Genomic DNA, 23,387 nt, shown 5'->3' with positions numbered 1-23,387 from the left:
TACTTCACTAAATCGCAAAATTGACGCTCTGCGCCGGGCCTGCGAAGAATCTTCTTCAACGACGCGAACCCGAACGAAAGAGCCCACCGTGAAGAAACCAGTGCCCTTGATCGCCGCGCTCCTCGCCGGATTGGCGCTGTCGGGCTGCGGCGCCTCCGCGACCCCGGCGGGCGTGGCCGGGCAGCCGGAGAAACTCGAACTCCGCTACCAGGGGTCGGCGAACAACGTCACCTTCCCCGAACTCGCCGAAGACCTCGGCTACTTCGGCCCGGTCAAACTCAAATGGGTCGGCAACACGATCAGCGGACCGCAGGACATCCAGTCCGCCGCGACCGACCAGACCGACTTCGGCGGTGCCTTCACCGGCGCGGTCGCCAAACTCGTCGACGCCGGCGCTCCGATCAAGGCCGTCGTCAACTACTACGGCTCCGACGACAAGACCTTCTTGGGTTTCTACGTCAAGGAGGACAGCCCGATCCGCACCGCACGTGACCTCATCGGCAAGAAGGTCGGCGTCAACACCGTCGGCGCGAACCTGGAGGCCGCCCTCGACACCTGGCTCAAGCGCAACGGCCTCACCGACGCCGAGATCGACCAGGTACAGCTCGTCGTCCTTCCCCCGATCAACACCGAACAGGCCCTACGCAACGGTCAGATCGACGTCGCCGCGCTCAACGGCGTCCTGCAGGACCGTGCTCTCGCGGGAGGCGGCGTGCGGCCGATCGTGAAGGACGTCGAGGCGTTCGGACCTTATAACGGCGGGCCGTACGTGCTGCGGACCGACTTCATCAAGAAGTACCCGGAGACCACGAAAACCTTCGTCACCGGCGTGGCCAAGGCGATCGAGTGGGCGCGTACCACTCCGCGCGAGGAGGTGATCGCCCGGTTCACCAAGATCATCCAGAACCGCGGCCGCAACGAGAACACCGAAACGCTCAAGTACTGGAAGAGCACCGGTGTCACCAAGGGCGGGCTGATCTCCGACAACGACTACACGCTCTGGACGGACTGGCTCAAGCAGTCCGGGTTCATCAAGAACGACCAGGTCGACCTGAAGAAGATCTACACCAACGAGTTCAACCCGTACCGCGAAGGCGGTGGCGCATGACCGCCAAGATCAGCCTGCGCTCGGTCACCAAGACCTTCGGCACGCTGACCGCACTCGACGACATCTCCCTCGACATCGAGGACGGCACGTTCCTCTCCCTCGTCGGGCCGAGCGGTTCCGGCAAGTCCACGCTGCTCGATCTGCTCGGCGGGCTCGCGAAACCCACCTCCGGCGAGGTCTTGATCGACGGGAAACCCGTCACCGGGCCGGGGTTGGATCGCGGGGTCGTGTTCCAGCAGTACGCGCTGTTCCCGTGGCGCACCGCGCGGGCCAACGTCGAGTTCGGCCTCGAAGGCGGCACCCTGACCAAACGGGAGCGTGCCGAGCGAGCGCGGGAATTCCTCGACCTGGTCGGGCTTTCCGGCTTCGAAGACCATCTCCCCCATCAGCTCTCCGGTGGCATGAAACAACGTGTCGCGATCGCGAGAAGCCTCGCGTACGACCCGGACGTGCTGCTGATGGACGAGCCGTACGCCGCGCTGGACTCCCAGACCCGCGAACTCCTGCAAGAGGAACTGCGCCGGATCTGGAAGCGCACCGGCAAGACCATCGTCTTCATCACCCACAGCATCGAAGAAGCCGTCTATTTAGGACAGCAGGTCGCGGTGCTCACGTCCCGGCCGGGCAGGCTCAAGGACGTCGTCGACATCGACCTCGGCGACCGCTCGAACGACGACCTGCGCTCGGCGCCCGCCTTCGTGGCCCATCGCCATCGGCTGTGGGAACTGCTGCACGACGAGATCCGGAGGGCCGCCTGATGACCGCCACCCTCGAAGCGCCGAAAGTCCACACTGGACTGAAGGCCGCCGAGAAACCCCGCAAGAAGAAGAATCCGTTACGCAAGGCTTTTCGTAGCTCGGCGGCGATCCTGCTCTTCCTCGCCCTCTGGGAACTCGCTCCCCAGTACCTGCTCGACGAAGGCACGAGGACCTTCCTCCCGCCGCTGTCGGAAGACCTCGTCGCGCTCTGGGAGCTGATCCTCAACGGGCAGCTGGCGGACCATCTGCTGGCGAGCCTCGGCCGGTCCGCCGCCGGATTCGTCATCGCGGTGGGCGTCTCGGTCCCGCTCGGCCTGCTGATCGCCTGGTACCGGCCGCTCGCCGAGTTCCTGAACCCGTTGCTGGAACTGGCCCGCAACACCGCCGCGCTGGCCCTGCTGCCGGTGTTCACGCTCCTGCTCGGCATCGGCGAGGTGTCCAAGATCGCGCTGATCGTCTACGCCTGCGTCTGGCCGGTACTGCTCAACACGATCGCCGGGGTGAACACCGTGGATCCGTTGCTGGTCAAGGCCGCGCGCTCGCTCGGTCTGTCGAGCCCGAGCCTGTTCCGGAAGGTGATCCTGCCGTCGGCGGTGCCGACCATCTTCACCGGCATCCGGATGGCGGCGGCGTACTCGATCCTCATCCTCATCGCCGCCGAAATGGTCGGCGCCAAAGCCGGGCTCGGCTATCTGATCAACAACTCGCAGGTCAACTTCCAGATCCAGCAGATGTACGCCGCGATCATCACGGTTTCGGTGCTGGGCCTGGCCATCAACGCGGGCTTCGTCGCACTGGAGCGGCGGTTCTCCACCTGGCGTGTCAAGGAGAAGGCGTGAAGCACTTACACCTCAACGCGTTCGTGATGCCGAACGGCCATCACGAGGCGGCGTGGCGGCATCCGAGCACTGATCCGCACCGCGCCGCGACGCTGAAGCACTATGTCGACATCGCCCGCACGGCGGAGCGCGGCAAGCTGGATTCGCTGTTCCTCGCCGACGGTGTCGCCTTGTGGGGCAACGTCCGCTACAACTCCCACACCCTGTTCGAGCCGTTGACGTTGCTTTCCGCGCTGGCCGGGGCGACCGAGCACATCGGGCTGATCGCCACCGCGTCGACGACCTACAACGAGCCGTACCACCTGGCGCGGAAGTTCGCGTCGCTCGACCATCTCAGCGGTGGGCGCGCGGGCTGGAACATCGTGACGTCGGCGGGCGAGGACGAGGCGCGCAACTTCAATCGCGACGCCCGGCCGGCGCACGCGTTGCGGTACGAGCGCGCCGCCGAATTCGTCGAAGTGGCCAGGAAACTCTGGGACAGCTGGGACGACGACGCGGCGGTGATCGACAAGGCGAGCGGTGTCTACGCCGACACCGACCGCATCCACCCGATCGACCACAACGGCCCGCATTTCCAGGTCCGCGGCCCGCTCAACATCCCGCGTCCGGTGCAGGGACATCCGTTGCTCGTCCAGGCCGGTTCGTCGGAGACGGGCAAGGAGTACGCGGCCCGGTTCGCCGAGGCGGTGTTCACCGCGCAGCAGACCTTCGCCGAGGGCAAGGCTTTCTACGACGACGTCAAGGGAAGGCTCGCGAAGTACGGCCGCTCGCCGGAGGAGATCAAGATCCTGCCGGGGATCAGCCCGATCCTGGGGCGCACCGAGGCCGAAGCGAAGGAACGCGAGGCCGAACTCAACGCCCTCATCACGCCCGCGTATGGCGTGCGGCAGCTGTCGAACCTGCTCGACCACGACCTGACGCCGTACCCGCTCGACGGTCCGCTGCCCGACGTCGGCACGTTCACCGAGGGCGCCCAGAGCCGGTTCGAGCTGGTCACGGGCCTGGCGCGACGCGAGAACCTCACCATCCGTCAGCTGATCGAGCGACTGGCGGGCGGCCGGGGACACCGCGTCTTCGCCGGAACCGCCACGCAAGTAGCCGACCAACTGGAGCACTGGTTCACCGAAGGCGCCGCGGACGGCTTCAACGTCATGCCGCCCACGCTGCCGGGAGGTCTCGAGGACTTCGTCGACCTCGTGGTGCCCGAACTGCGGAGACGCGGCCTGTTCCGCACCGAGTACACCGCCACGACCTTGCGCGGCCACTACGGCCTCGCCCGCCCAGCCCACCGCACACCAGTGAAGGAGCACGCCGCATGACCGCCCTCAACACCCAGGTCGAGGTCCGCAAGATCACCGGCAGGATCGGCGCGCAGGTCCTCGGCGTCGACCCGGCCAAGGAACTCGACGCCGCGACCGTCGCGTTCGTGACCGACGCCCTGCACGAGCACAAGGCGCTCGTCTTCCGCGATGTCGACCTCGACGACGCGGGCCAGCAGCGGTTCGCCGAGCACTTCGGCGAACTGACCAAGGCGCACCCGACCGTCCCGTCGGTGGACGGCGAGCCCGCGATCCTGCCGGTCGACAGCGAACAGGGCCGCGCGAACCAGTGGCACACCGACGTCACCTTCGTGCACAACCCGCCGAAGGCCAGCACGCTGCGCAGCCTGGTCGTCCCTCCGTATGGCGGTGAGACGCTGATCGCGAACTCGGCCGCCGCGTACCGGGATCTGCCGGAGCCGCTCCGGGCGTTCGCCGACACGCTGCGTGCCGAGCACACCAACGACTACGACTACGCGAAGGCGCCCGAGACCCTCGACGACGCGGAGCGGGAACGCCGCGAGGTGTTCGTCTCGCAGAAGTTCCGCACGGTCCACCCGGTGGTGCGGGTGCATCCGGTGACCGGGGAACGCGGGCTGTACATCGGCGGGTTCGCGCAGCGGATCATCGGGCTGTCCAAGGGCGAGTCGCGGGACATCCTGCGACTGCTGCAGTCCTACGTGACCCGGCCGGAGAACGTCGTCCGGGTGAGCTGGGAGCCGAACCAGCTGGTGCTGTTCGACAACCGCATCACCCAGCACTACGCCGTCGACAACTACGACGACCTGCCCCGCCGCCTGAACCGCGTCACCGTGGCCGGCGACGTCCCGGTGGGCATCGACGGGGTGCCGAGCGAATCCCTCGAAGGCGACGCTTCGCACTACTCCCCCGTCGCCTGACGTCGCGAATGGGGTAAGACTGGCGTCGTGAAGACCGATCGTCAGGTGGAAGCGCTCCTGAGGGAGCTGGCCCCGCAGGTCATCGGGCTGCTGGTGCGCAAGCACGGGCAGTTCGACGCCTGTGAGGACGCCGTCCAGGAAGCCCTGCTCTCGGCCGCGCAGCAATGGCCGGAGCAGGGCGTCCCGGACAGCCCGAAGTCCTGGCTCGCGACGGTCGCGTCACGGCGGCTGGTCGACGAGTGGCGCAGCGAAAGCGCACGACGGCGGCGCGAAGAGAACGACGCGCTGATGGATCCCGCCCCGGCCACTGTGTCCGATTCGGACGACACCCTCACCGTTCTTTTCCTGTGCTGCCACCCGTCTTTGTCCGCGCCGTCGCAACTCGCGCTCACGCTGCGCGCCGTCGGCGGGCTGACCACGGGCGAGATCGCGAACGCGTTCCTGGTCCCGGAATCGACCCTCGCCCAGCGGATCAGCCGCGCGAAACAGACCATCAAGAAGGCTGGCGCCGAGTTCGTCCTGCCGCCGTCCGCGGAACTCGGCGAACGGCTCCGCGTCGTCCTCCAGGTGCTGTACCTGATCTTCAACGAGGGCTACACGACCAGCGGCGGCCCCGACCTGCACCGCGCCGACCTGACCGCGGAGGCGATCCGGCTGACCCGGCTCCTCCGGCGGCTCATGCCCGACGAGGACGAGGTCACCGGGCTGCTCGCGCTCATGCTGCTGACCGACGCCCGCCGGGCCGCCCGTGCCGGCGACGACGGCTCGCTGGTCCCGCTCGCCGAGCAGGACCGCACGCGCTGGAACGCGGAAATGATCACCGAAGGGGTTTCGCTGGTGAGCGAGGCTCTGGAGTCGGGCCCGGTCGGGCCGTACCAGGTGCAGGCCGCGATCGCCGCCGTCCACTCCGAGGCGGCCACGACGGCCGACACGGACTGGCCCCAGATCCTGGCGCTCTACGACGTCCTCGAAAAGGTCTCGCCCGGGCCCGTCGTCACGCTCAACCGCGCCGTCGCGGTCGCCGAGGTCAACGGTCCGGAAGCGGGCCTGGAACTGCTGGCCACGCTCGACGACGACAGCCGGATGAGCCAGACGCACCGGCTCGATTCGGTACGCGGGCACCTGCTGGAACTGGCCGGGGACACCGGCGCCGCGCGCGAGGCCTACCTCCGTGCCGCCGGGAAGACCGCGAGCGAACCGGAGCAGCGGTACCTGGCCCGGCGCGCGGAGCGGCTCGGCTGAGCCTCACATGCGCAGATGCGGCAGCAGGCGATCGATCACCGCGGCGTAGTCGGATCGGGCTTCGATGGCGCGGGGCACGTCGTCGAACGTCGTCACCGAGCCCGGGCACACCCGGGTGCCGGGCAGGACGAAGGTGTCGAGCAGGCGTTTGCTGTCGGCGTCGTAAGCCTTGTAGGTGTACTGGACGCCGGTGACCGCGACGGACAGCGGCGGCTTGCCCTGCCGCTCGTATCCGTCACAGGTGCCGACGCGCTCGTTGGTCGGCTTCGGGTACTCGCACACCACCACCTGCACGGCTCCCTCCTGGGACGTGCCCATCGGCAGATGCTGACCGGCGGTGGCGGTGAAGTCGCTCATGCCCTTGTCGTCGACCACGAAGTAGGCCAGCCGATGCGGGCCGGACGGCGTGCGCGGCTCCGTCTTCCCGTCGAGGCCGGACGGGGAACGCACGCGATCCGAGCCCGCGCTCTCCGGGCAGAAGGCGACGGGTGGTTCCGGTGCCGGAGGCGAAGGCGGAGGCGGAGGCGGAGCCGTGGACTCGGCCACGGGGGACGGCTCCTCCCTGGACGTCACCACGACGGCGGCGACCACGCCCGCGGCCACGACGGCCAGGAGCGTGAGCACGAGCCGTCGTCGCACGCTCAGCCCTCTTGGCGGGCCGTGGCCATGGCGCGCTCGGTCTCCCAGAACGCGCGCATCGACACGATCAGCCCGTCCTCGCGCACCCGGTAGACGAACACGCCGTCGGTGTCGACGCGGTAGCCGCCGGGCAGGTACGTCGTGATCGTGCCGACGTTCGCGACCTCGTCCCCTGCCGCGTGGGAATCGCGGATGGTGAACTGGAAGCGCTCGACGTTCGCGATCGTCTTGTCCCAGAAGGCACTGATCCCGTCGTGCCCGTGGTGTCCCTTGCCTTCTTCGTCGAACATCGACCGGCCGATCGGATCCTCGACGACGGCGTCCCCGGCGAAGAGTTCGAGCCAGGCGGCCTTGTCCCCCGCGGTGACCGCGGTCATCGACCGGAACGCGGCCCGCCGCGCGGGCGGCTGCTCGGTGGCCGGATCCCAGCAGACGTCGACACCCATGGTTCAGTCTCCGATCTTCGCGATGATCTCGTCGCCGAACTTCTTGATGGAATCGAGCTTCGGGCCGACCTCGGCGTCGAAACCGAGGCCGTCGAACACCCACGGCATGGTGATGATGTCGGTGACGCCGATGTCGCCCTGCTCGCGATAGCCGTCGAGACCGAACTTGTCGATGCAGACGGCCTGGTACTCGAAGGGATCTTCGGCGCGGCCCTGGTCGGCCAGCAGCCCGCGCAGCTTGGCGATCGTGTCGCGGAGGTCGTCGAACTTCATCATCGCCGAAGACCAGCCGTCGGCGACGCGGGCGGCCCGGCGCAGCGCGACGTCGGTGTGGCCGCCGATGTAGAACGGCACCCGCGACGGCGGTGTCGGGCTCATGCGGAGCTTGTCGAAGTCGAAGAACTCGCCGTGGAACTCGACCATCCCGCCGTCGAGGATCAGGCGCAGCACCTCGATGGCCTCGTCGACGCGTTTGCCACGCTTCTCGTACGGCGCGCCGCACCAGCGGAACTCCTCCGGCGACCAGCCGACGCCGAGCCCGAGCCCGAAGCGGCCGCCGGTCAGCGCCGCGACCGAGTTGACCTGGCGGGCGAGCAGGACCGGGTTGCGAGAGCCGAGTTTGAGCACGGAGGTGTAGAAGGTGAGCCGTTCGGTGACCGCGCCCATCGAGGCGGCCGCGACCAGCGGATCGGCCCAGGGCGTCTCCTCGGTCCAGAAGCGGCTGCCGTCGGGCGTGTACGGATAGTCGGCCGAGACCGTTTCGGAATAGAACAGGGAATCCGGGAGCGCGATCGAGGAGAAACCCGCCTCTTCGGCGGCCCGGGCGAGCTCGCCCAGCTGATCGAGCGGATTCATCGCGATCGACAGGGTGAACTTCATGGAGCCGAACTATAACGTGTTCTAGTTTCGCCCGCCAGTGCGCACGGGAACCCCCGGCGGACCCTCCGCGTTGATCCGATCAAAGGCCGAACGATTCCTGGAGTTGAACCCATGGGCACCGCGATCTTCCTGATCGTGCTCCTCGTCGTCGTGGTCGGCGGCGGCATCTACTTCGCGAAATCCCAGGCGGCGGCCAAGAAGCGCCAGCTGGACGACGCGAAGGCGGACGCACGGCGCCTCGTCGAACGACTGGGCGGTCAGGTCATGAACCTCACCGGCACGGACACCGCCTCCCAGCAGGCGATGGCGGACGCGTCCGAACGCTTCACCGCCGCGGGCTCCCAGATGGAGCAGGCGCAGACCGTCGAGCAGGCCCGGCTGGTGCGCGAGACCGCCATCGAAGGGCTCTATTACGTCCGCGCGGCGCGGCTCGCGATGGGCATGGACCCCGGTCCGGAACTGCCCGGCAGCGAAGAGCGCGATCGGGCGGGCAAGGTCACCGAGTACCGCTCGGTCGACGTCGAGGGCGAGCACTACGAGGCCTCGCCGGATCCGAGCCGGCGCACGCCGCACTACTACCCCGGTGGCCGCGTCGCGGGCCGTCCGGTGCCGCAGGGCTGGTACAGCGAGCCGTGGTGGAAGCCCGCACTCGTCGCCGGTGCCTGGGGTCTCGGCTCGATGCTGCTGTTCAGCGCGATGTTCTCCGGGATGGCGGGGATCGCGAGCGCGTCGGCCTGGGAGTCGGGTTACGACGCGGGCCAGGAGGACGCAGGTGCCGGCGGTGACGCGGGCGACGCCGGAGGCGACATGGGCGGGGACGCCGGTGGGTTCGACGGCGGCGGCTTCGATGGCGGCGGCTTCGACGGCGGCGGTTTCGACTTCTAGCGCCGGTCTTCAAGAGGGCTGAAAGGGCCCTTCACCGCATGCGATGCGGTGAAGGGCCCTTTCGCTGCGTCAGATGCGAGGAGAGTCCCTTCAGCCCTGGCAGGTCGGGCACCAGAAGAGGTTCCGCGCCGCCAGATCGCTCCGCAGCACCGCCGTCCCGCACACGAGACACGGCATCCCCTCACGGCGGTAGACGTAGACCTCGCCCCCGTGCCGGTCCTGCCGCGGCGCGCGGCCGGTGACCTCGGGCAGGTGCTCCGGCGCGACCGTGTCGATCCGTCCCACCCGGACACCGTGCCGCATGAGCGTCACGAGATCCGCCCACATGTCGTCCCACAGCCCGCGATCGAGCGCGCGGCCCGGGACGAGCGGGGCGACACCGTGCCGGAACAGCACCTCGGCGCGATACACGTTGCCGACGCCCGCCAGCACCGACTGGTCCATCAGCAGTGCCGCGATCGACGTCTTCGACCGCGAGATCCGGTCCCACGCCTTGTCCGGCTTCGCGTCACGGCGCAGCGGATCCGGGCCCAGACGGGTCTTGATCGCGTCGACCTGGGGCGCGTCGAGGAGTTCGCACCGGGTCGGGCCGCGCAGGTCGGCGAAATGCGTCGGGCCGACCAGCCGCATCCGGACCTGCCCGACCGGCTCCGTAACCGGCAACGGGTCGTCGGAGAACATGCCGTAAAGGCCGAGATGGACGTGCACCGTCCCGTGTGGACCGTAGTCGTGGAACAGGTGTTTCCCGTACGCCTCGGCCTTCACCAGCACCCGGCCGTCCAAACGGGACGCTTCGGCGGCGAACCGTCCCTGCGGGCTGGACACCTCGACCGGGTGACCGGCGAAGCGGCGTTTGTGCAGACGTGCCAAGCGATGGAGCGTATGCCCCTCGGGCATGTCAGTGCTCGGGAAGCGGCGGCGGCCAGCCGGTGTTCTCGTAGTCCAGGATCTGCTGGACGCGGCGGCCGTGGCGCTCGTCCGGGCTCGGCGGGGTCGCGAGGAACGCCTCGACGATCTCCGTGGCCTCTTCGGTGGTGTGCATCCGCGCGCCGACGCCGATCAGCTGGGCGTGGTTGTGCTCGCGGGTGAGCTTCGCGGTCTCGACGCTCCACGCGAGGCCGGCGCGAGCGCCCTTCACCTTGTTGGCCGCGATCTGCTCGCCGTTGCCGGAGCCGCCGACGACGATGCCGAGGCTGCCCTCGTCCGCGACGACGCGGCGGGCCGCCTCGATGCAGAACGCCGGGTAGTCGTCGGCCGCGTCGTAGACGAAGGGGCCGACGTCCTCGACGTCGTGGCCCTGCTCCTTGAGGTGGGCCACGAGGTGGTTCTTCAGTTCGAAACCGGCATGGTCGGAGCCAAGGTAAACACGCACAGCGCGGAGTCTGCCATCACGTTCCGGCGCGGGCATGCTGTGGGGGTGGACATCAGGCTCGAATGGGGACCCGAGGGTGTCGCCGCCCTGGGCGCGGATTGCGCCGTGCTCGTCGTCGTCGACGTGCTTTCCTTCTGCACCACAACGGATCTCGTGCTGGGCAACGGCGGCCGGGTGCTGCCCGTCCGCTGGCGCGACCACCGCGGCGAGGAGGCCGCGAAAGCGCGGGGAGCCATCCTCGCGGGTGAAAGCGAATGGACATTGCGACCTTCGTCTGTGACGGAAATCCCTTCCGGAACACTCCTGGCACTGCCGTCTCCCAACGGCGCCACGCTCTGCGACGCCGCCGCCACGACCGGTGCCGATGTCCTGGCGAGTTGTCTGCGCAACGCGTCCGCCGTCGCCACTCGCGCGGCGGAACTCGCCGACGGACGCCCGATCGGCGTCATCCCGGCGGGAGAACGCTGGGGCATCGACATGCGCACCGAAGCCAAGACGTTCGGACCGCTCAGGCCGTGCGTCGAGGACCAGCTCGGCGCGGGGGCGATCGTCGCGGCGCTGGACGGCTACGGCCGCCTGTCCCCCGAAGCCCGTCTCGCGGCCATCGCGGCAAAAGCGATCGACATCGCCGAAGCACTGACAGAGTGTTCTTCAGGGCGCGAGCTCGCCGCGGCCGGGCACGCGAACGACGTGGCCCTCGCCGCCGAGCTCGACACGAGCGGCACGGTTCCCGTGCTGCGCAACGGAATTCTGGAGGATTCGTGACTTGGCTCGAACTCGCGGACGGCGTGTACGCCCGCCGTTACGAGGAGCTGGACCTGACCGTCGGCCTCGTCGTGGGCGATGAACGCTGCCTGGTCGTCGACGTGCGCGGTGACGTCGACCAGGGTGCCGAACTGGCCGCGGCGGTGCGGGAGATCACGCCGCTGCCGTGGTCGGTCGTCTACACCCACGCGCATTTCGATCACGCCTTCGGCACGACGGCGTTCCTGCCGTGCGACGTCTGGGCGCACGAAGGGTGCCTGACCGAGCTGACCACCTACGGCGACGGCGCACGGCTCAAGTGGATTCAGCACTACCTCGGCGAGAAGCGCCCGGAGATGGCGGAGGCGCTGGAGCGCACCGAAATCACCCTGCCGGACAAACCCGTCGCCGACACCGCCGAGATCGACCTCGGTGGCCGTACTGTCGTGCTGCGCTTCCTCGGCCGGGCCCACACGGATCACGACCTGTTCGTGCACGTGCCCGACGCAGGCGTGATCTACGCGGGCGACGCCGTCGAGAACGCCGAAGCCGGCTTCAGCGCGTTCTCCTTCAACGACGGCAGCTTCCTGGCCGAATGGCCGGACGTGATGGACGCGATCCTCGCGCTGGAGCCGAAGATCATCGTCGCCGGGCACGGAGACCCCGTCGACACCGCCTTCATCGAGAAGCACCGCGACGGACTGCGCGAACTCGTCGCGCTCAAGAACGGGATCGCGGCGGGAGACCTCACGACGGACGAAGCCGTCGTGAGGTCTTCCTACCCCGAAGATGTCACCAGGGGCGCCCTGGAAACCCCTTAATCGAAGTTCAGTTCACCGGACCGGGTGCGCTTCAGCTCGAAGAAGTCCGGGTAGCTCGCCAGCGCGCGGGCACCGTCGAACACCTTGACGGCGTCCTCGCCACGCGGGATCGAGCTGAGCACCGGGCCGAAGAAGGCGACGCCGTCGATGTGGATGGTCGGGGTGCCGACGTCCATTCCGACCGGATTCATACCTTCGTAGTGACTCTTTTTGAGCGCTTCGTCGTACTCGGCCGACTCGGCGGCCTCGGCCAGCTCGGCCGGGGCTCCGATGGCCTCGAGGGTCTCCTTGATGACCTTCGGGATGTCCTTGTCGCCCTGGTTGTGGTGGCGCGTGCCGAACTCCGTGTAGAAGTCGCGCAGGGCCTCTTCGCCGTTCTTCTGCGCCAGCGCGGTGGCGACGCGGACGGGGCCCCAACCACGCTCCAGCAGCTCCTTGTACTGCTCAGGCAGGTCCTCACGGCCGCTGTTGAGCTCGGACAGGCTCATGATCCGGAACCTCAGGTCGAGGTCGCGGTGCTTCTCCACTTCGAGGATCCAACGCGAGCTGATCCAGGCGAAGGGGCAGATCGGGTCGAAGTAGAAGTCGACCTTGGTCTTCTCGGACGGGGCGGTCATCAGGTTCTCCCAGTGCCATCGTCTTGGGGTGGTCCGGTACACACACAGTGCTACACAGCGGCCAACATCGCCGCCGTCGGCGTTGTTCCCGTCGTCAGCACGGGCTCCGACATGATTGGATGCCTGTAGTTGGAAACCAAAACCGATACCGATGACCAGAGGTGCCAGTGCCCGCCCCCAACCTGACCCGAGACCAAGCCAAGCTGCGCGCGGAACTGCTCGACGTCGAGTCCTACGACATCGAGCTGGATCTGACCGACGGCCGTGGCGGTCCCGGTGAGAAGACCTTCACGTCGAAGACGACGATCAAGTTCGCGAGCGCCAGAAGCGGCGAAGCGTCGTGGGTCGACATCGTCGCCGAGGGGATCGAGTCGGCCGTCCTCAACGGGACGGAACTCGACGTCAGCGGGTACGTCGAGGACAAGGGCGTCGAGCTGCCCGGGCTCGCCGAGTCGAACGAGCTCGTCGTGGACGCGGTCTGCCGGTACATGAACACCGGCGAGGGCCTGCACCGGTTCGTCGACCCGGTCGACGACGGCGTCTACCTCTACACGCAGTTCGAGACCGCGGACGCGAAGCGCATGTTCGCCTGCTTCGACCAGCCCGACCTCAAGTCGGTCTACCGGCTCACCGTGATCGCGCCGAAGGACTGGAAGGTCATCTCGAACGCGCTGATCGAATCCACGGAGGAGACCCCGGAAGGGGCCGTCCGCACCGTGTTCAAGGTGTCCGAGCGGATCTCGACCTACCTGGTCGCGCTGATCGCGGGCCCGTACAGCGAGTGGCGCGACGAATTCTCCGACGAGCACCGCACGATCCCGCTGGGCATCTACTGCCGCGCCTCGCTCGCCGAGCACATGGACGCGGACAAGCTGTTCACCGAGACCAAGCAGGGTTTCGCCTTCTACCACGAGAAGTTCGCGACCCCGTACCCGTTCTCCAAGTACGACCAGCTGTTCGTGCCGGAGTTTAACGCGGGCGCGATGGAGAACGCCGGCGCGGTCACCTTCCTGGAGGACTACGTCTTCCGCAGCCGCGTCACCCGCTACGCCTACGAGCGCCGCGCCGAGACGCTGCTGCACGAGATGGCGCACATGTGGTTCGGCGACCTGGTCACCATGCGCTGGTGGGACGACCTGTGGCTGAACGAGTCGTTCGCGACCTTCGCGAGCGTGCTGGCCCAGGCCGAGGCGACCGAGTACAAGAACGCGTGGACCAGCTTCGCGAACATCGAGAAGTCGTGGGCGTACCGGCAGGACCAGCTGCCCTCGACGCACCCGATCGCCGCGGACATCGTCGACCTGCACGCGGTCGAGGTGAACTTCGACGGCATCACCTACGCCAAGGGCGCGAGCGTGCTCAAGCAGCTCGTCGCCTACGTCGGGCTGGAGCACTTCCTCGAAGGCCTCAAGGTCTACTTCGGCAAGCACGCCTGGGGCAACGCGACCCTGGCGGACCTGCTGGGCGCGCTGGAAGAGGCCTCGGGCCGCGACCTGTCGTGGTGGAGCGCGCAGTGGCTGGAGACCACCGGCCTCAACTCGCTGAGCCCGCGCTACGAGATCGGCCCCGACGGCACGTACTCCGCGTTCGCCGTCACCCAGACCGGTGCCAAGCCGGGTGCCGGTGAGCTGCGCACACACCGCGTCGCGGTGGGCGTCTACGACGAGGACGAGAACGGCAAGATCGTCCGCAAGCACCGCGTCGAGCTCGACGTGGACGGCGAGCGCACCGAGGTGCCGGGGCTGGTCGGCCTCCCTGCCGGCAAGCTCGTGCTGGTCAACGACGACGACCTGACCTACTGCACGATGCGGCTCGACCCGGCGTCGCTCACCACGCTGATCGACCGCATCGCCGACATCACCGAACCGCTGCCCCGCACGCTGTGCTGGTCTGCGGCGTGGGAGATGACGCGCGAGGCCGAGCTCAAGGCCCGCGACTTCGTCACGCTGGTGCAGCGCGGCGTGCACACCGAGACCGAGGTCGGCGTGGTGCAGCGGCTGCTGCTGCAGGCGCAGACGGCGCTGAACTCGTACGCGAAGCCGGAGTGGGCGGCGGACAAGGGCTGGCCGGAGTTCTCCGCGCGGCTGCTGGAGCTGGCGCAGGGCGCCGAGGCCGGTTCGGACCACCAGCTCGCGTTCGTGAACTCGCTCGCCGGTTGCGTGCTCGACGACAAGACGCTGGCGATCATCGCGGGCTGGCTCGACGGCACGGCGCCGCTGGAGGGTCTGACCGTCGACACCGACCTGCGCTGGCGGCTGCTGCACGCGCTGGTCGCGCACGGCAAGGCGGAGAACCCCGAGATCGACGCGGAACTCGGCAAGGACGACACCGCCGCCGGACGGCGCCAGGCGGAGCGCTCACGGGCGCTGCGGCCGACCGCCGAGGCGAAGGCCGACGCGTGGCGGCGGGCGGTGTACGACGACGAGCTGCCCAACGCGGTCAGCGACTCGCTCATCACCGGCTTCTCCCACCCAGGCCAGAAGCACCTGCTGGGCGACTACGTGACGCGCTACTTCGAGGTCATCGACGAGGTGTGGCAGCGGCGCTCCAGCGAGCGGGCGCAGCCGACCGTGGTCGGGCTGTACCCGTCGTGGGCCGTCGAGCCGGCGACCGTCACGGCGTCGGACGAGTGGCTGGCCGGGGAGCACCCGGCGGCGCTGCGCCGTCTCGTGTCGGAAGGCCGGGCCGGGATCGTGCGGGCGCTGGCCGCCCGTGAGTTCGACTCGCAGGCCGGCGACTAGTCCCGTAACGCAATGAAAGGTCCTTTCCTCGCAAATTTTGCGAGGAAAGGACCTTTCATTGCGCTTGAAGCGGGTTGAAGAGCGTCAGTGCTGCGGAGCGCCCGCCTGGTCGCTCAGCATGCGGAGGGCGTTCACGAGGCCACCGACGAGGTCGCCTTCCTTGAACGAGGCCACCATGCTGGCCACGGCGAGCTTCGCGCCGCGGTCGGGCAGACGGTGCCGGGCCTGCGAGCCCGTCACGACCTCGATCGCCCGCTGGCCGGGCGACACGGCGATGACGACACCGTCGGCCGCGTTGTCCGTCGAGGCCAGCAGTCCTTCGGCGGTGGCGCGGGTGTCCTCGCCGAGGTCACCCAGGTACACACTGAAGTCCAGGCCGGTCTCGCGGCTGGCGAGCGTCAGCGCCTCGTCCAGCCGGGCGAGCTGCTGGGTCGTGAATGGGCTGATCGGACCAGCCGGTTCGTACATCTTGGCGGCGGAAATCCGGCCGCTCGAGGTAACGGCGGCGCCGTAACCGGGCTCTTCGTCAACAGCGGTGGACGAATGGGTCAGTTCACCAGTTGCCACGAGCGCCTCCCGTCACCGTCGCTCCGTCCGCGGCGACGACGGCTGTCGCGCCGCCCTCGTTCGCGTGCGAATGCCTCGCGCCGACACCGTCGGGGTTGGCGCTCCACCACATGGCCGGGTACTCCCACGGCTGCCCCGGCCGGTACCGGGCGACGCCCGCGCCCTTCGACCGCAGCGTGGCCACCCCGCACAGCGCGTAGATGGCCAAGGGGATCACCGCGAAGACCAGGATCGTCTCGACAAGGTTCACGCGCGTGAGCGTATCCGATGGCGTGTGGCCGCACCCGCTCGCACGGCCTTGCGCCTCGGCACCTACCGCTCGTCGTCCGGAGGGGGCCGTCCGCCGCTTGCCGCGAAAGCGCTCCCACGTTGGGGCGAAGCCCTCAAGGCCGAAAGGTTGCAACTCAACGTACGGGCGGCCGCACCCGGCGCTGTCGTCTTGTCGCAGCCTTGAAATCCTCGTAGCTTTTTCACCTGTACGGGCCTTGCGCCCAGCTCCCCCACCCCAGCAGGTAACGCACCGGTCGCAGGAGGATATGTCATGCAGAGCACCCAGACACCCGGCCAGGCGATCATCGACGACATTTCGTCACTCTTCGAAATTGGATTCGTCCCCGGTACGCGTGTGACGGCGGGCACACGGGTTACGCGCGGTACTCGTGTCACTCGCGGTACGCGGGTCACCGCCGGCACCCGGGTCACCCGCGGAACCCGCGTCACGCGTGGCACCCGCGTCACCGCCGGGACCCGCGTCACCCGTGGCACTCGCGTGACAGCCGGCACCCGCGTCACCTGCGGCACGCGTGTCACTCGCGGCACCCGGGTCACCCGTGGCACCCGCGTCACCTGCCAGAGCGACTTCTCCCTCGCCGCCTGAGTCCGAGCACGACCGGTTCGTAGGGGACGGCGTACTCGTAGCGAGCTTCACCACGGCGTCATCGGCCCGCCCCGGCCGCCGAAAGGCAGCCGGGGCGCCGACGTGTTCATGGTCGGATCAGGCCGCGGTTCCCAGGTACGGCCGCCACAACGGGTCGGCCTCCTTCGAATGCGCGAGCAGCCGCCAGTGCGGCCCGTGCGGGGCCCTCGGCACGACGCGCAGGCGCCAGCCGATCTCGGAAAGCAGCTTGTCCGCCTTCCGGTGGTTGCACTTGGCGCAGCACGCCACGCAGTTCGTCCAGCTGTGGGGACCTCCGCGACTGCGCGGGACGACATGGTCGATGGTCTCGGCCCGCCCTCCGCAGTAGGCGCAGCGGTACCGGTCGCGGTGCATCAGCCCGGCCCGGGTCAGCGGCACCTGCGCGCGGTAGGGCACGCGCACGTAGGTGCTCAGCCGGATCACCGAAGGCACGGGCAGCGAGACCGTGGCGGCGTGCAGTTCGAGCCCCGCCGGGTCTCCGTGCACCACCTCGGCCTTGCCGCACATCACGAGGACCACCGCGCGCCGCAACGGCAGCGCCGTGAGCGGTTCGAACGTGGCGTTCAACAGCAATACCCGTCTGCGGCCCCACGACGTCGTAGTGGGTGCCGCCGTAGTCGACGGATCCCGCCCTCTACGCTGTCCGGGCGGGCGGGCAACACCCCCTGGCCGCGTTCCCGGCCCGCCCGGTGGAGCCCCGTGCGAGGGGGCACCTCCCGGATGGGCGCGCAACACGACCTCCGGCGCCTGTCCGGCCACGGCTTGGCTCGGGACGCCGAGGGGGATGGGTTGTCGGTCTGGCACTCGACCACCTCCACCGGTGCAGGCATAGTCGACCACAGATCAGCCCCAAAGTGCACGTGTGTTACTGGACGTGTCACATGCGCGCGACCCGGCGGCCACATGAAGTTGGGTGTTTCGCATCCGCCGGGGCGTGCGGCGTGACCGATCCCCGTCGAGTACGAAAGGACATTTCCTCTCCGTGAACCTGCTGCCCACCGAACCCCCGGCCTGCACGCGCGAGGCCGGCAGCCTGTGCTACCAGGTGTTCCAGGTCACAAAGAACGAATGGCTCTCCGCGTCGGCGGGCTGGCTGCTGACGAAGCCGATCAGGATCCTGATGATCGTCGCCGTGGCGTTCCTGCTGCGGTATCTGGTGCGGCGCCTGATCAACCGCGTGACGCGGATGCCGAGCGGTTCGTCGAAACTGCCCGCCCTGTTGAGACCGCTGCGGGAGAAGGCTCCCGAAGTGCTCGGGTCGGCGGTGATGGAACGGCGCCGCCAGCGCGCCGCCACGATCGGCTCGGTGCTCAAGTCGATGGCGACGTTCCTGATCTACGGCCTCGCGTTCATCCTCGTACTGGGCGAACTGGGCATCAACCTGGCGCCGATCATCGCCTCCGCCGGCATCGTCGGTGTCGCACTCGGTTTCGGCGCGCAGAACCTCGTCAAGGACTTCCTGTCCGGCATCTTCATGATGATCGAGGACCAATACGGCGTCGGTGACGTCGTCGACGTCGGCGAGGCGTCCGGCACCGTCGAGGCCGTCGGCCTCCGGATCACCACCCTGCGTGACATCAACGGCACCGTCTGGTACGTCCGCAACGGCGAGGTGCTGCGGGTCGGCAACTCGAGCCAGGGCTTCGCGGTCGCCGTCGTCGACGTCCCGCTCAGCTACTCCGCCGACGTCGAGAAGGCCACCGAGCTGATGGCCGACAAGGCGAAGACGCTCTTGGAGAGCGAAGGGCTGGCTCCCAACGTGCTGGAGCCGCCGGAGATGCTCGGCGTGGAGACCGTCACCCCCGAGGGCATCAAGCTCCGGCTGACGGTGAAGACCCGGCCGGGCAAGCAGTGGGCGGTGCAGCGCGCGCTGCGGGCACACCTGCTCGCCGCGCTCGACGAAGCCGGCTTCGAGCCGCCGCTGGGGCGCTTTATGTCGTCCGGCCCTGCCTCGCAGTAGGACAAGGGCAGAATGGAGCTGTGTCCGTGACCGAACCTGATCCCACCACCTTGTACGAGGCCATCGGCGGTGAACCGGTGTTCACCCGGATCGTCGCGCGGTTCTACGCCGAAGTGGCGGTCGACGAGGTGCTTCGCCCGCTGTACCCGGAGGAGGACCTCGGCCCGGCCGAGGAGCGTTTCCGGCTGTTCCTCATGCAGTACTGGGGCGGCCCGCACACCTACTCCGACCAGCGCGGACACCCGCGGCTGCGGATGCGGCACGCCCCGTTCAAGATCGGCCCGATCGAACGCGACGCCTGGTTGCGCTGCATCAAGATCGCGGTCGACGAGGAGAACATCGAGGAGCCCTACCGCGGGCAGCTGTGGGCGTACCTGGAGATGGCCGCCAACAGCATGATGAACAGTTTCGTGTGATGGAACGCGACGTGGCTTGGTGGGACCAGGCGGTCTTCTACCAGGTCTACGTGCGCTCGTTCGCCGATTCGGACGGGGACGGCGTCGGCGACCTCGAAGGCATCCGCGGCAAGCTCGGGTACCTGGAGCTGCTCGGGGTCGACGCGCTGTGGCTGACGCCGTTCTACCGCTCCCCCATGGCCGACCACGGCTACGACATCGCCGACCCGCGCGACGTCGACCCGATGTTCGGCACCCTCGGCGACTTCGACGTGCTCCTGACCGAGGCGCACAAACGCGGCATCAAGGTCACCGTCGACGTCGTCCCCAACCACACCAGCAACACCCACGCCTGGTTCAAATCGGCGATGGCGGCGCCGCCGGGCAGCCCGGAGCGGGATCGCTACATCTTCCGTGACGGGCTCGGCCCGCGCGGCGACCAGCCGCCGAACAACTGGGTCAGCTCGTTCGGCGGCCCGGCGTGGACGCGGGTACCGGACGGCCAGTGGTACCTGCACTTGTTCTCGCCGCAGCAGCCGGATCTGAACTGGGCCAACCACGAGGTCGCCGCCGATCTGGAGCGGACCCTGCGGTTCTGGCTGGACCACGGCGTGGACGGCTTCCGCGTCGACGTCGCGCACGGGATGGCGAAACCGCCGGGCCTGCCGGACATGGACCCGCGGGTCAACCCGCTCGGGCCGAGCGACTTCTACGATCCGCGGTTCGACAACGACCGCGTCCACGAGATCCACCAGATGATCCGCAAGGTGCTCGACGAATACCCGGGCACCATGGCCGTCGGCGAGATCTGGGTGACCGACGAGGAACGCCTCGCCCGCTATCTGCGGCCGGACGAGCTGCACCTGGCGTTCAACTTCCGGCTCGTGCTCACGCATTTCGACGCGGACGCGCTGCGGACGGCCATCGAGCGGTCCCTGGCCGTGCCGAAGGCCGCCGGGGCTCCCGCCACCTGGACGTTGAGCAACCACGACGTCTGGCGGCAGGTCAGCCGGTACGGCGGCGGCGAACGCGGCGTCCGGCGCGCCAGGGCGATGGCGCTCGTCGAACTGGCGCTGCCCGGAGCGGTCTATCTGTACAACGGCGAGGAACTGGGGCTCGGCAACGTCGACATCCCGCCCGACGCGGTCGCGGACCCGCGCGCCAAGATCTCCGGTGCCGAGTTCGGCCGGGACGCGTCACGCGTGCCGCTGCCGTGGGAAGGCGACCTGCCGCCGTTCGGTTTCTCGCGCAACCCGAGGACGTGGCTGCCGATGCCTGCTTCGTGGGCGTCGGTGACCGTCGAAGCGCAACTGGAGGATCCGGCATCGACGCTCTCGCTGTACCGGCGGGCGATCGAGATCCGCAAGTCGCACCAGGCTTTCCGCGGGGACGAGCTGGAGTGGTACGGCGCCCCGGCCGGCTGTTTCGCGTTCCGGCGGCGCGGTGGCGGGCTGGTCTGCGCGCTGAACACGTCGGCGAGCCCGATCGCGTTGCCGCCGGGCGAGGTGCTGCTGTCGAGCGTGCCGTTGGTGAACGGGAAACTGCCGCCGGACGCGGCCGCCTGGCTCGTCTGAGCCCCTCCCCGCGCGCCATGAAAGGTCCTTTCCTTGCAAAATTTGCAAGGAAAGGACCTTTCATGGCGCGTTACCGGGTCAGTTGTTGTTGAAGCCCGGGTGCAGCTTGTACTGCGTCTGGGCGTTGAACTGGTTCTGCCGGACGAGCTTCGCCGGGAAGGTCCGCCAGTCGTTGAGGTCCAGGACGTCCAGGCCCTTCACGATGTCGGACGAGAAGATGTAGCCGTTGTACCAGTACGTCGACCACGTCCCACCGCCGACGAGCTTCTCGTTCGAGAGCGGGCCCCGCTCCCAGAACGCGATCTCCTTCGGGTTCTTCGCGTCGGTGAAGTCCCACACCGAGACGCCGCCCTGGTACCAGGACTGGACCATGATGTCCTTGCCCGGCACTGGGATCAGCGAACCGTTGTGCGCCACGCAGTTCTCGGTCTCGGACTGGAGACGCGGGATCTTGTAGTAGCTGACGAACTCCAGCTTGCGGTCGTCGCCGCGACCGGTGATCTGGTAGATGCCGTTGGCACCGCGGGTGGAGCCGAACTTCTCCAGGCAGGTCGCCATCCCGCCGCCGCCGAGTTCGTCGGTGAAGACGATCTTGGTGGCGTCGTTGTTGAAGGTGGCGCTGTGCCAGAACGCGAAGTTCACGTTGTCCTGGACCCGGTTGATGACCCGCGGCTTGAGCCGGTCGGAGATGTCGAGCAGGACGCCGTCACCCATGCAGGCGCCGGCCATCAGGTCCTTCTCCGGCAGCGCCGTGAGGTCGTGGCAACCGGTGGTCGCCGAACGGCGGGTGCCGTCGGGGTTGGCGCCGCCTTCGTTGCCGCCGTCCGGGAACAGCACCGGCGTCGCGACCAGCGAGGCCTTCGCCGGGTCCTTCACCGGGACCTTGATGATGGACAGCTTGTCGTGCGGCGGCTGGCAGTCGGGCAGATTCGCCGCCGGCGCGTACGACGAGACGTAGATGTAGACGTCCTTGCCGCGCTTGTCCGGCACCAGGGTGTTGGTGTGCGAACCGCAGTCGGTCTCGATCGCCGCGACGTACTTCGGCGCCGCGAGGTTCGAGATGTCGAAGATCTTGATGCCCTCCCACGCCGACTTGTCCGACGCGGGCTTCGAGACGCTGTTGCACGAGTTGTCGCTGCGCGACGAGTCGGTCGACAGGAAGAGCAGGTCCCCGGAGATCGACACGTCGTTCTGCCCGCCGGGGCACAGGACCTGGCTGACGATCTTGGGGCGGTACGGGTTGCGGACGTCGAAGACGTTGAACCCGTCGTAGGTACCGATGATCGCGTGGCCCTTGGTGAACGCGATGTCGGTGCCGGTCGAGTCCTTGGTGAACGGTCCCTGCTGCGGGACGTTCGCGATCGACCGGAGATTCGGGCTGTGGACGATCTCGTCCACACCCGGGATCGCGGTCGCCGACGGTTCGGCGACGACGGCCGGCGCGGCGAGCGCGCTGGAGGCCCCGAGGGCGGCGACCGCGGCCGCCGATACGAAGACCCTGGTCAAGCGACGTTTCAGCCCAGGCTGCAGCACGATATGGCTCTCCTTCCACCCAGCTTTACGCGCACCTTATTCCTTATTTAGGCTCAGCAGATACCGACCAACGGAGGAACTCCCGGGATGCGAAAAAGTTTGACATCGGCGCTGGTCGCCGCCGCTTTCCTCGTCTCGGGCTGCACCGGTGACGCGGAGCAGGCCGCACCGGCCCAGAGCGCGCCGGTGATCGCCCCCGGCAAACCCGGCGAACAGGCGAGCACCGGCTCCCGCGGTCCGGTCAACCGCGATCAGCCCAACGAGGCCGACATCGAGTACATGACGATGATGATCCCCCACCACCAGCAGGCGAAGGTGATGACCGACCTGGTGCCGGGCAAGACGGCCAACGAGCAGATCCGGGCGATCGCCGGGCGGATCTCGGTCGCGCAGGACGGCGAGATCACGATGATGAAGACCTGGCTGACCGATCGTGGCAAGCCGGTGCCGGGCGAAGGGCACGCGGGCCACGGGGGCGGGCACGATCACGCGCTCATGCCGGGCATGGCGACCGAGGCTCAGCTGGCGGATCTGCGCGCGGCGAACGGGGCGGCGTTCGAAAAGCTGTTCCTCGACCTGATGATCGCGCACCACCAGGGCGCGCTGACCATGGCCGAAGCCCAGCTCGGCAAGGGCGTGGAGATCAAGGCGCAGGAGATGGCGCAGGAGGTCATCACCGGACAGACCGCCGAGATCGAGCGCATGAAAGCGATGCGCGGAAAGCTTTGATCCCTCGCGTTTCGTCCTCTGAATGCGGTAGTTCGTAACGCCAACTACCGCATTCAGAGGACGAAGTTCGGGAGTCAGGCGTCGCCCGAGCCCATGTCGCCGAAACCGGAGTCGCCGGAGTCGTCGTCGAGGGTGCCCGAGACGATCCAGGTCGCCAGCGCGGCGGCCTGGACGTAGGGCGCCGCCTTCGCCGCGGCCCGTCCGGCGCTCTTGGCGCGGCCCCACTTCTCCGGGCGTTCGGCGCGTTCGGGCGCCTCCTCACCCGGCGGGCGCTCGGTCCGCCACGGCGTCTCCTCCGGCCTGACCTCGGCGAGGAAGTCCGCGGTGGGGTCGTCCCCGTCCTTGTCGTTCATGGAGACAGCATGACGCCGCGGGCGGCCGGAAGCCACCCGCGGCGTCGAGCG

25 protein-coding genes are annotated in these 23,387 nt (G+C 68.5%); 14 read left to right on the top strand and 11 right to left on the bottom strand.

From position 1 onward, the window contains the following. Nucleotides 1-88: 88 nt before the first annotated feature. The 6 genes from ACSMFO_RS11220 to ACSMFO_RS11195 are packed head-to-tail and all read left to right on the top strand — an operon-like array spanning nucleotide 89 to nucleotide 6,165. On the top strand, nucleotides 89-1,108 hold the full coding sequence (locus ACSMFO_RS11220) for an ABC transporter substrate-binding protein (RefSeq protein ID WP_436458461.1): 1,020 nt from the start codon (nucleotides 89-91) through the stop codon (nucleotides 1,106-1,108). Further along, nucleotides 1,105-1,866, top strand: a complete 762-nt coding sequence (locus ACSMFO_RS11215) for an ABC transporter ATP-binding protein (RefSeq protein WP_436458460.1) — start codon at nucleotides 1,105-1,107, stop codon at nucleotides 1,864-1,866. The genes ACSMFO_RS11220 and ACSMFO_RS11215 overlap by 4 nt, the downstream gene beginning before the upstream one ends. After that, nucleotides 1,866-2,705 (top strand): ABC transporter permease, encoded by an 840-nt coding sequence (locus ACSMFO_RS11210; RefSeq protein ID WP_073846422.1) that lies wholly within the window; start codon nucleotides 1,866-1,868, stop codon nucleotides 2,703-2,705. Before ACSMFO_RS11215 ends, ACSMFO_RS11210 begins: the two co-directional genes overlap by 1 nt. After that, nucleotides 2,702-4,024, top strand: coding sequence for an LLM class flavin-dependent oxidoreductase (locus tag ACSMFO_RS11205; protein WP_436458457.1), 1,323 nt, complete (start codon nucleotides 2,702-2,704; stop codon nucleotides 4,022-4,024). Before ACSMFO_RS11210 ends, ACSMFO_RS11205 begins: the two co-directional genes overlap by 4 nt. Beyond that, on the top strand, nucleotides 4,021-4,923 hold the full coding sequence (locus tag ACSMFO_RS11200; RefSeq protein WP_073846421.1) for a TauD/TfdA dioxygenase family protein: 903 nt from the start codon (nucleotides 4,021-4,023) through the stop codon (nucleotides 4,921-4,923). The genes ACSMFO_RS11205 and ACSMFO_RS11200 overlap by 4 nt, the downstream gene beginning before the upstream one ends. A gap of 27 nt (nucleotides 4,924-4,950) precedes the next feature. Then, complete coding sequence (locus ACSMFO_RS11195) at nucleotides 4,951-6,165, top strand: RNA polymerase sigma factor (RefSeq protein ID WP_436458455.1); 1,215 nt, start codon at nucleotides 4,951-4,953, stop codon at nucleotides 6,163-6,165. A 3-nt stretch (nucleotides 6,166-6,168) separates the two neighbouring features. Here the strand turns inward: ACSMFO_RS11195 and ACSMFO_RS11190 are convergent, their stop codons facing one another. The 3 genes from ACSMFO_RS11190 to ACSMFO_RS11180 are packed head-to-tail and all read right to left on the bottom strand — an operon-like array spanning nucleotide 6,169 to nucleotide 8,129. Then, nucleotides 6,169-6,804, bottom strand: a complete 636-nt coding sequence (locus tag ACSMFO_RS11190; RefSeq protein ID WP_436458454.1) for a hypothetical protein — start codon at nucleotides 6,802-6,804, stop codon at nucleotides 6,169-6,171. Between the two features lie 2 nt (nucleotides 6,805-6,806). Next, entirely contained in the window at nucleotides 6,807-7,250 is a 444-nt protein-coding gene (locus ACSMFO_RS11185) for a nuclear transport factor 2 family protein (RefSeq protein WP_436458452.1), read from the bottom strand. A 3-nt stretch (nucleotides 7,251-7,253) separates the two neighbouring features. After that, nucleotides 7,254-8,129, bottom strand: coding sequence for a TIGR03619 family F420-dependent LLM class oxidoreductase (locus tag ACSMFO_RS11180; protein ID WP_073846419.1), 876 nt, complete (start codon nucleotides 8,127-8,129; stop codon nucleotides 7,254-7,256). A gap of 111 nt (nucleotides 8,130-8,240) precedes the next feature. On the opposite strand from ACSMFO_RS11180, the gene ACSMFO_RS11175 reads away from it, so the two are divergent. After that, nucleotides 8,241-9,014 carry a hypothetical protein gene (locus ACSMFO_RS11175; RefSeq protein WP_436458450.1) on the top strand — a complete coding sequence of 258 codons (774 nt, stop codon included), beginning with the start codon at nucleotides 8,241-8,243 and terminating at the stop codon, nucleotides 9,012-9,014. A gap of 90 nt (nucleotides 9,015-9,104) precedes the next feature. Here ACSMFO_RS11175 and ACSMFO_RS11170 read toward each other — a convergent pair whose 3' ends face one another. Continuing rightward, nucleotides 9,105-9,911, bottom strand: coding sequence for an Fpg/Nei family DNA glycosylase (locus ACSMFO_RS11170; RefSeq protein ID WP_436458448.1), 807 nt, complete (start codon nucleotides 9,909-9,911; stop codon nucleotides 9,105-9,107). Nucleotide 9,912: 1 nt separating this feature from the next. After that, nucleotides 9,913-10,386, bottom strand: coding sequence for a ribose-5-phosphate isomerase (locus ACSMFO_RS11165; protein WP_007034718.1), 474 nt, complete (start codon nucleotides 10,384-10,386; stop codon nucleotides 9,913-9,915). Between the two features lie 45 nt (nucleotides 10,387-10,431). On the opposite strand from ACSMFO_RS11165, the gene ACSMFO_RS11160 reads away from it, so the two are divergent. Both ACSMFO_RS11160 and ACSMFO_RS11155 read left to right on the top strand, forming a co-directional pair. Next, on the top strand, nucleotides 10,432-11,151 hold the full coding sequence (locus ACSMFO_RS11160; RefSeq protein WP_436458446.1) for a 2-phosphosulfolactate phosphatase: 720 nt from the start codon (nucleotides 10,432-10,434) through the stop codon (nucleotides 11,149-11,151). Next, nucleotides 11,148-11,951, top strand: a complete 804-nt coding sequence (locus ACSMFO_RS11155; protein ID WP_436458444.1) for an MBL fold metallo-hydrolase — start codon at nucleotides 11,148-11,150, stop codon at nucleotides 11,949-11,951. The genes ACSMFO_RS11160 and ACSMFO_RS11155 overlap by 4 nt, the downstream gene beginning before the upstream one ends. Here ACSMFO_RS11155 and ACSMFO_RS11150 read toward each other — a convergent pair. Next, nucleotides 11,948-12,568 (bottom strand): mycothiol-dependent nitroreductase Rv2466c family protein, encoded by a 621-nt coding sequence (locus ACSMFO_RS11150; RefSeq protein ID WP_125676379.1) that lies wholly within the window; start codon nucleotides 12,566-12,568, stop codon nucleotides 11,948-11,950. The genes ACSMFO_RS11155 and ACSMFO_RS11150 overlap by 4 nt on opposite strands. Nucleotides 12,569-12,735: 167 nt before the next feature. Between ACSMFO_RS11150 and pepN the strand changes: the two genes are divergently transcribed. Further along, nucleotides 12,736-15,309 (top strand): aminopeptidase N, encoded by a 2,574-nt coding sequence (pepN, locus tag ACSMFO_RS11145; RefSeq protein ID WP_436458442.1) that lies wholly within the window; start codon nucleotides 12,736-12,738, stop codon nucleotides 15,307-15,309. An 84-nt stretch (nucleotides 15,310-15,393) separates the two neighbouring features. On the opposite strand, the gene ACSMFO_RS11140 is transcribed toward pepN, so the two are convergent. The 3 genes from ACSMFO_RS11140 to ACSMFO_RS11130 form a co-directional block, all read right to left on the bottom strand. Beyond that, on the bottom strand, nucleotides 15,394-15,876 hold the full coding sequence (locus ACSMFO_RS11140; RefSeq protein ID WP_038517360.1) for a DUF5130 family protein: 483 nt from the start codon (nucleotides 15,874-15,876) through the stop codon (nucleotides 15,394-15,396). Further along, nucleotides 15,863-16,126, bottom strand: a complete 264-nt coding sequence (gene ctaJ / locus ACSMFO_RS11135) for an aa3-type cytochrome oxidase subunit CtaJ (RefSeq protein ID WP_037347636.1) — start codon at nucleotides 16,124-16,126, stop codon at nucleotides 15,863-15,865. Before ctaJ ends, ACSMFO_RS11140 begins: the two co-directional genes overlap by 14 nt. Nucleotides 16,127-16,870: 744 nt before the next feature. After that, a complete protein-coding gene (locus tag ACSMFO_RS11130; protein ID WP_007034711.1) occupies nucleotides 16,871-17,365 on the bottom strand; it encodes an HNH endonuclease in 495 nt (164 codons plus the stop codon). Nucleotides 17,366-17,774: 409 nt separating this feature from the next. Here ACSMFO_RS11130 and ACSMFO_RS11125 point away from each other — a divergent pair, with 409 nt between their 5' ends. The 3 genes from ACSMFO_RS11125 to ACSMFO_RS11115 are packed head-to-tail and all read left to right on the top strand — an operon-like array spanning nucleotide 17,775 to nucleotide 20,721. After that, nucleotides 17,775-18,752, top strand: coding sequence for a mechanosensitive ion channel family protein (locus tag ACSMFO_RS11125; protein WP_436458439.1), 978 nt, complete (start codon nucleotides 17,775-17,777; stop codon nucleotides 18,750-18,752). A 20-nt stretch (nucleotides 18,753-18,772) separates the two neighbouring features. Continuing rightward, nucleotides 18,773-19,168, top strand: coding sequence for a globin (locus tag ACSMFO_RS11120; RefSeq protein ID WP_038517366.1), 396 nt, complete (start codon nucleotides 18,773-18,775; stop codon nucleotides 19,166-19,168). Further along, nucleotides 19,168-20,721: a glycoside hydrolase family 13 protein gene (locus ACSMFO_RS11115; RefSeq protein ID WP_436458436.1), complete on the top strand. Its 1,554-nt coding sequence runs from the start codon at nucleotides 19,168-19,170 to the stop codon at nucleotides 20,719-20,721. The genes ACSMFO_RS11120 and ACSMFO_RS11115 overlap by 1 nt, the downstream gene beginning before the upstream one ends. Nucleotides 20,722-20,799: 78 nt before the next feature. On the opposite strand, the gene ACSMFO_RS11110 is transcribed toward ACSMFO_RS11115, so the two are convergent. Continuing rightward, nucleotides 20,800-22,254 (bottom strand): LVIVD repeat-containing protein, encoded by a 1,455-nt coding sequence (locus ACSMFO_RS11110; RefSeq protein WP_038517371.1) that lies wholly within the window; start codon nucleotides 22,252-22,254, stop codon nucleotides 20,800-20,802. A gap of 87 nt (nucleotides 22,255-22,341) precedes the next feature. Here ACSMFO_RS11110 and ACSMFO_RS11105 point away from each other — a divergent pair, with 87 nt between their 5' ends. Beyond that, nucleotides 22,342-22,983 carry a DUF305 domain-containing protein gene (locus ACSMFO_RS11105; RefSeq protein WP_436458434.1) on the top strand — a complete coding sequence of 214 codons (642 nt, stop codon included), beginning with the start codon at nucleotides 22,342-22,344 and terminating at the stop codon, nucleotides 22,981-22,983. Between the two features lie 74 nt (nucleotides 22,984-23,057). Here the strand turns inward: ACSMFO_RS11105 and ACSMFO_RS11100 are convergent, their stop codons facing one another. After that, nucleotides 23,058-23,336, bottom strand: coding sequence for a hypothetical protein (locus ACSMFO_RS11100; RefSeq protein ID WP_037347647.1), 279 nt, complete (start codon nucleotides 23,334-23,336; stop codon nucleotides 23,058-23,060). Nucleotides 23,337-23,387 lie beyond the last annotated feature (51 nt).

Source organism: Amycolatopsis sp. w19, assembly GCF_051373225.1.
Taxonomy (GTDB): domain Bacteria; phylum Actinomycetota; class Actinomycetes; order Mycobacteriales; family Pseudonocardiaceae; genus Amycolatopsis; species Amycolatopsis japonica.
The sequence above is the reverse complement of the archived record's forward strand: the minus strand, read 5'-3'. Positions and strand labels throughout refer to the sequence as shown.

Excerpts from the sequence above, each read along its gene's own strand:
- ACSMFO_RS11150 (WP_125676379.1), bottom strand. The coding sequence starts at position 12,568 with ATGACCGCCCCGTCCGAGAAGACCAAGGTCGACTTCTACTTCGACCCG.
- ACSMFO_RS11215 (WP_436458460.1), top strand. The coding sequence starts at position 1,105 with ATGACCGCCAAGATCAGCCTGCGCTCGGTCACCAAGACCTTCGGCACG.
- ACSMFO_RS11105 (WP_436458434.1), top strand. The coding sequence starts at position 22,342 with ATGCGAAAAAGTTTGACATCGGCGCTGGTCGCCGCCGCTTTCCTCGTC.
- ACSMFO_RS11170 (WP_436458448.1), bottom strand. The coding sequence starts at position 9,911 with ATGCCCGAGGGGCATACGCTCCATCGCTTGGCACGTCTGCACAAACGC.
- ACSMFO_RS11210 (WP_073846422.1), top strand. The coding sequence starts at position 1,866 with ATGACCGCCACCCTCGAAGCGCCGAAAGTCCACACTGGACTGAAGGCC.
- ACSMFO_RS11115 (WP_436458436.1), top strand. The coding sequence starts at position 19,168 with ATGGAACGCGACGTGGCTTGGTGGGACCAGGCGGTCTTCTACCAGGTC.
- ACSMFO_RS11175 (WP_436458450.1), top strand. The coding sequence starts at position 8,241 with ATGGGCACCGCGATCTTCCTGATCGTGCTCCTCGTCGTCGTGGTCGGC.
- ACSMFO_RS11180 (WP_073846419.1), bottom strand. The coding sequence starts at position 8,129 with ATGAAGTTCACCCTGTCGATCGCGATGAATCCGCTCGATCAGCTGGGC.
- ACSMFO_RS11185 (WP_436458452.1), bottom strand. The coding sequence starts at position 7,250 with ATGGGTGTCGACGTCTGCTGGGATCCGGCCACCGAGCAGCCGCCCGCG.
- ACSMFO_RS11100 (WP_037347647.1), bottom strand. The coding sequence starts at position 23,336 with ATGAACGACAAGGACGGGGACGACCCCACCGCGGACTTCCTCGCCGAG.
- ACSMFO_RS11200 (WP_073846421.1), top strand. The coding sequence starts at position 4,021 with ATGACCGCCCTCAACACCCAGGTCGAGGTCCGCAAGATCACCGGCAGG.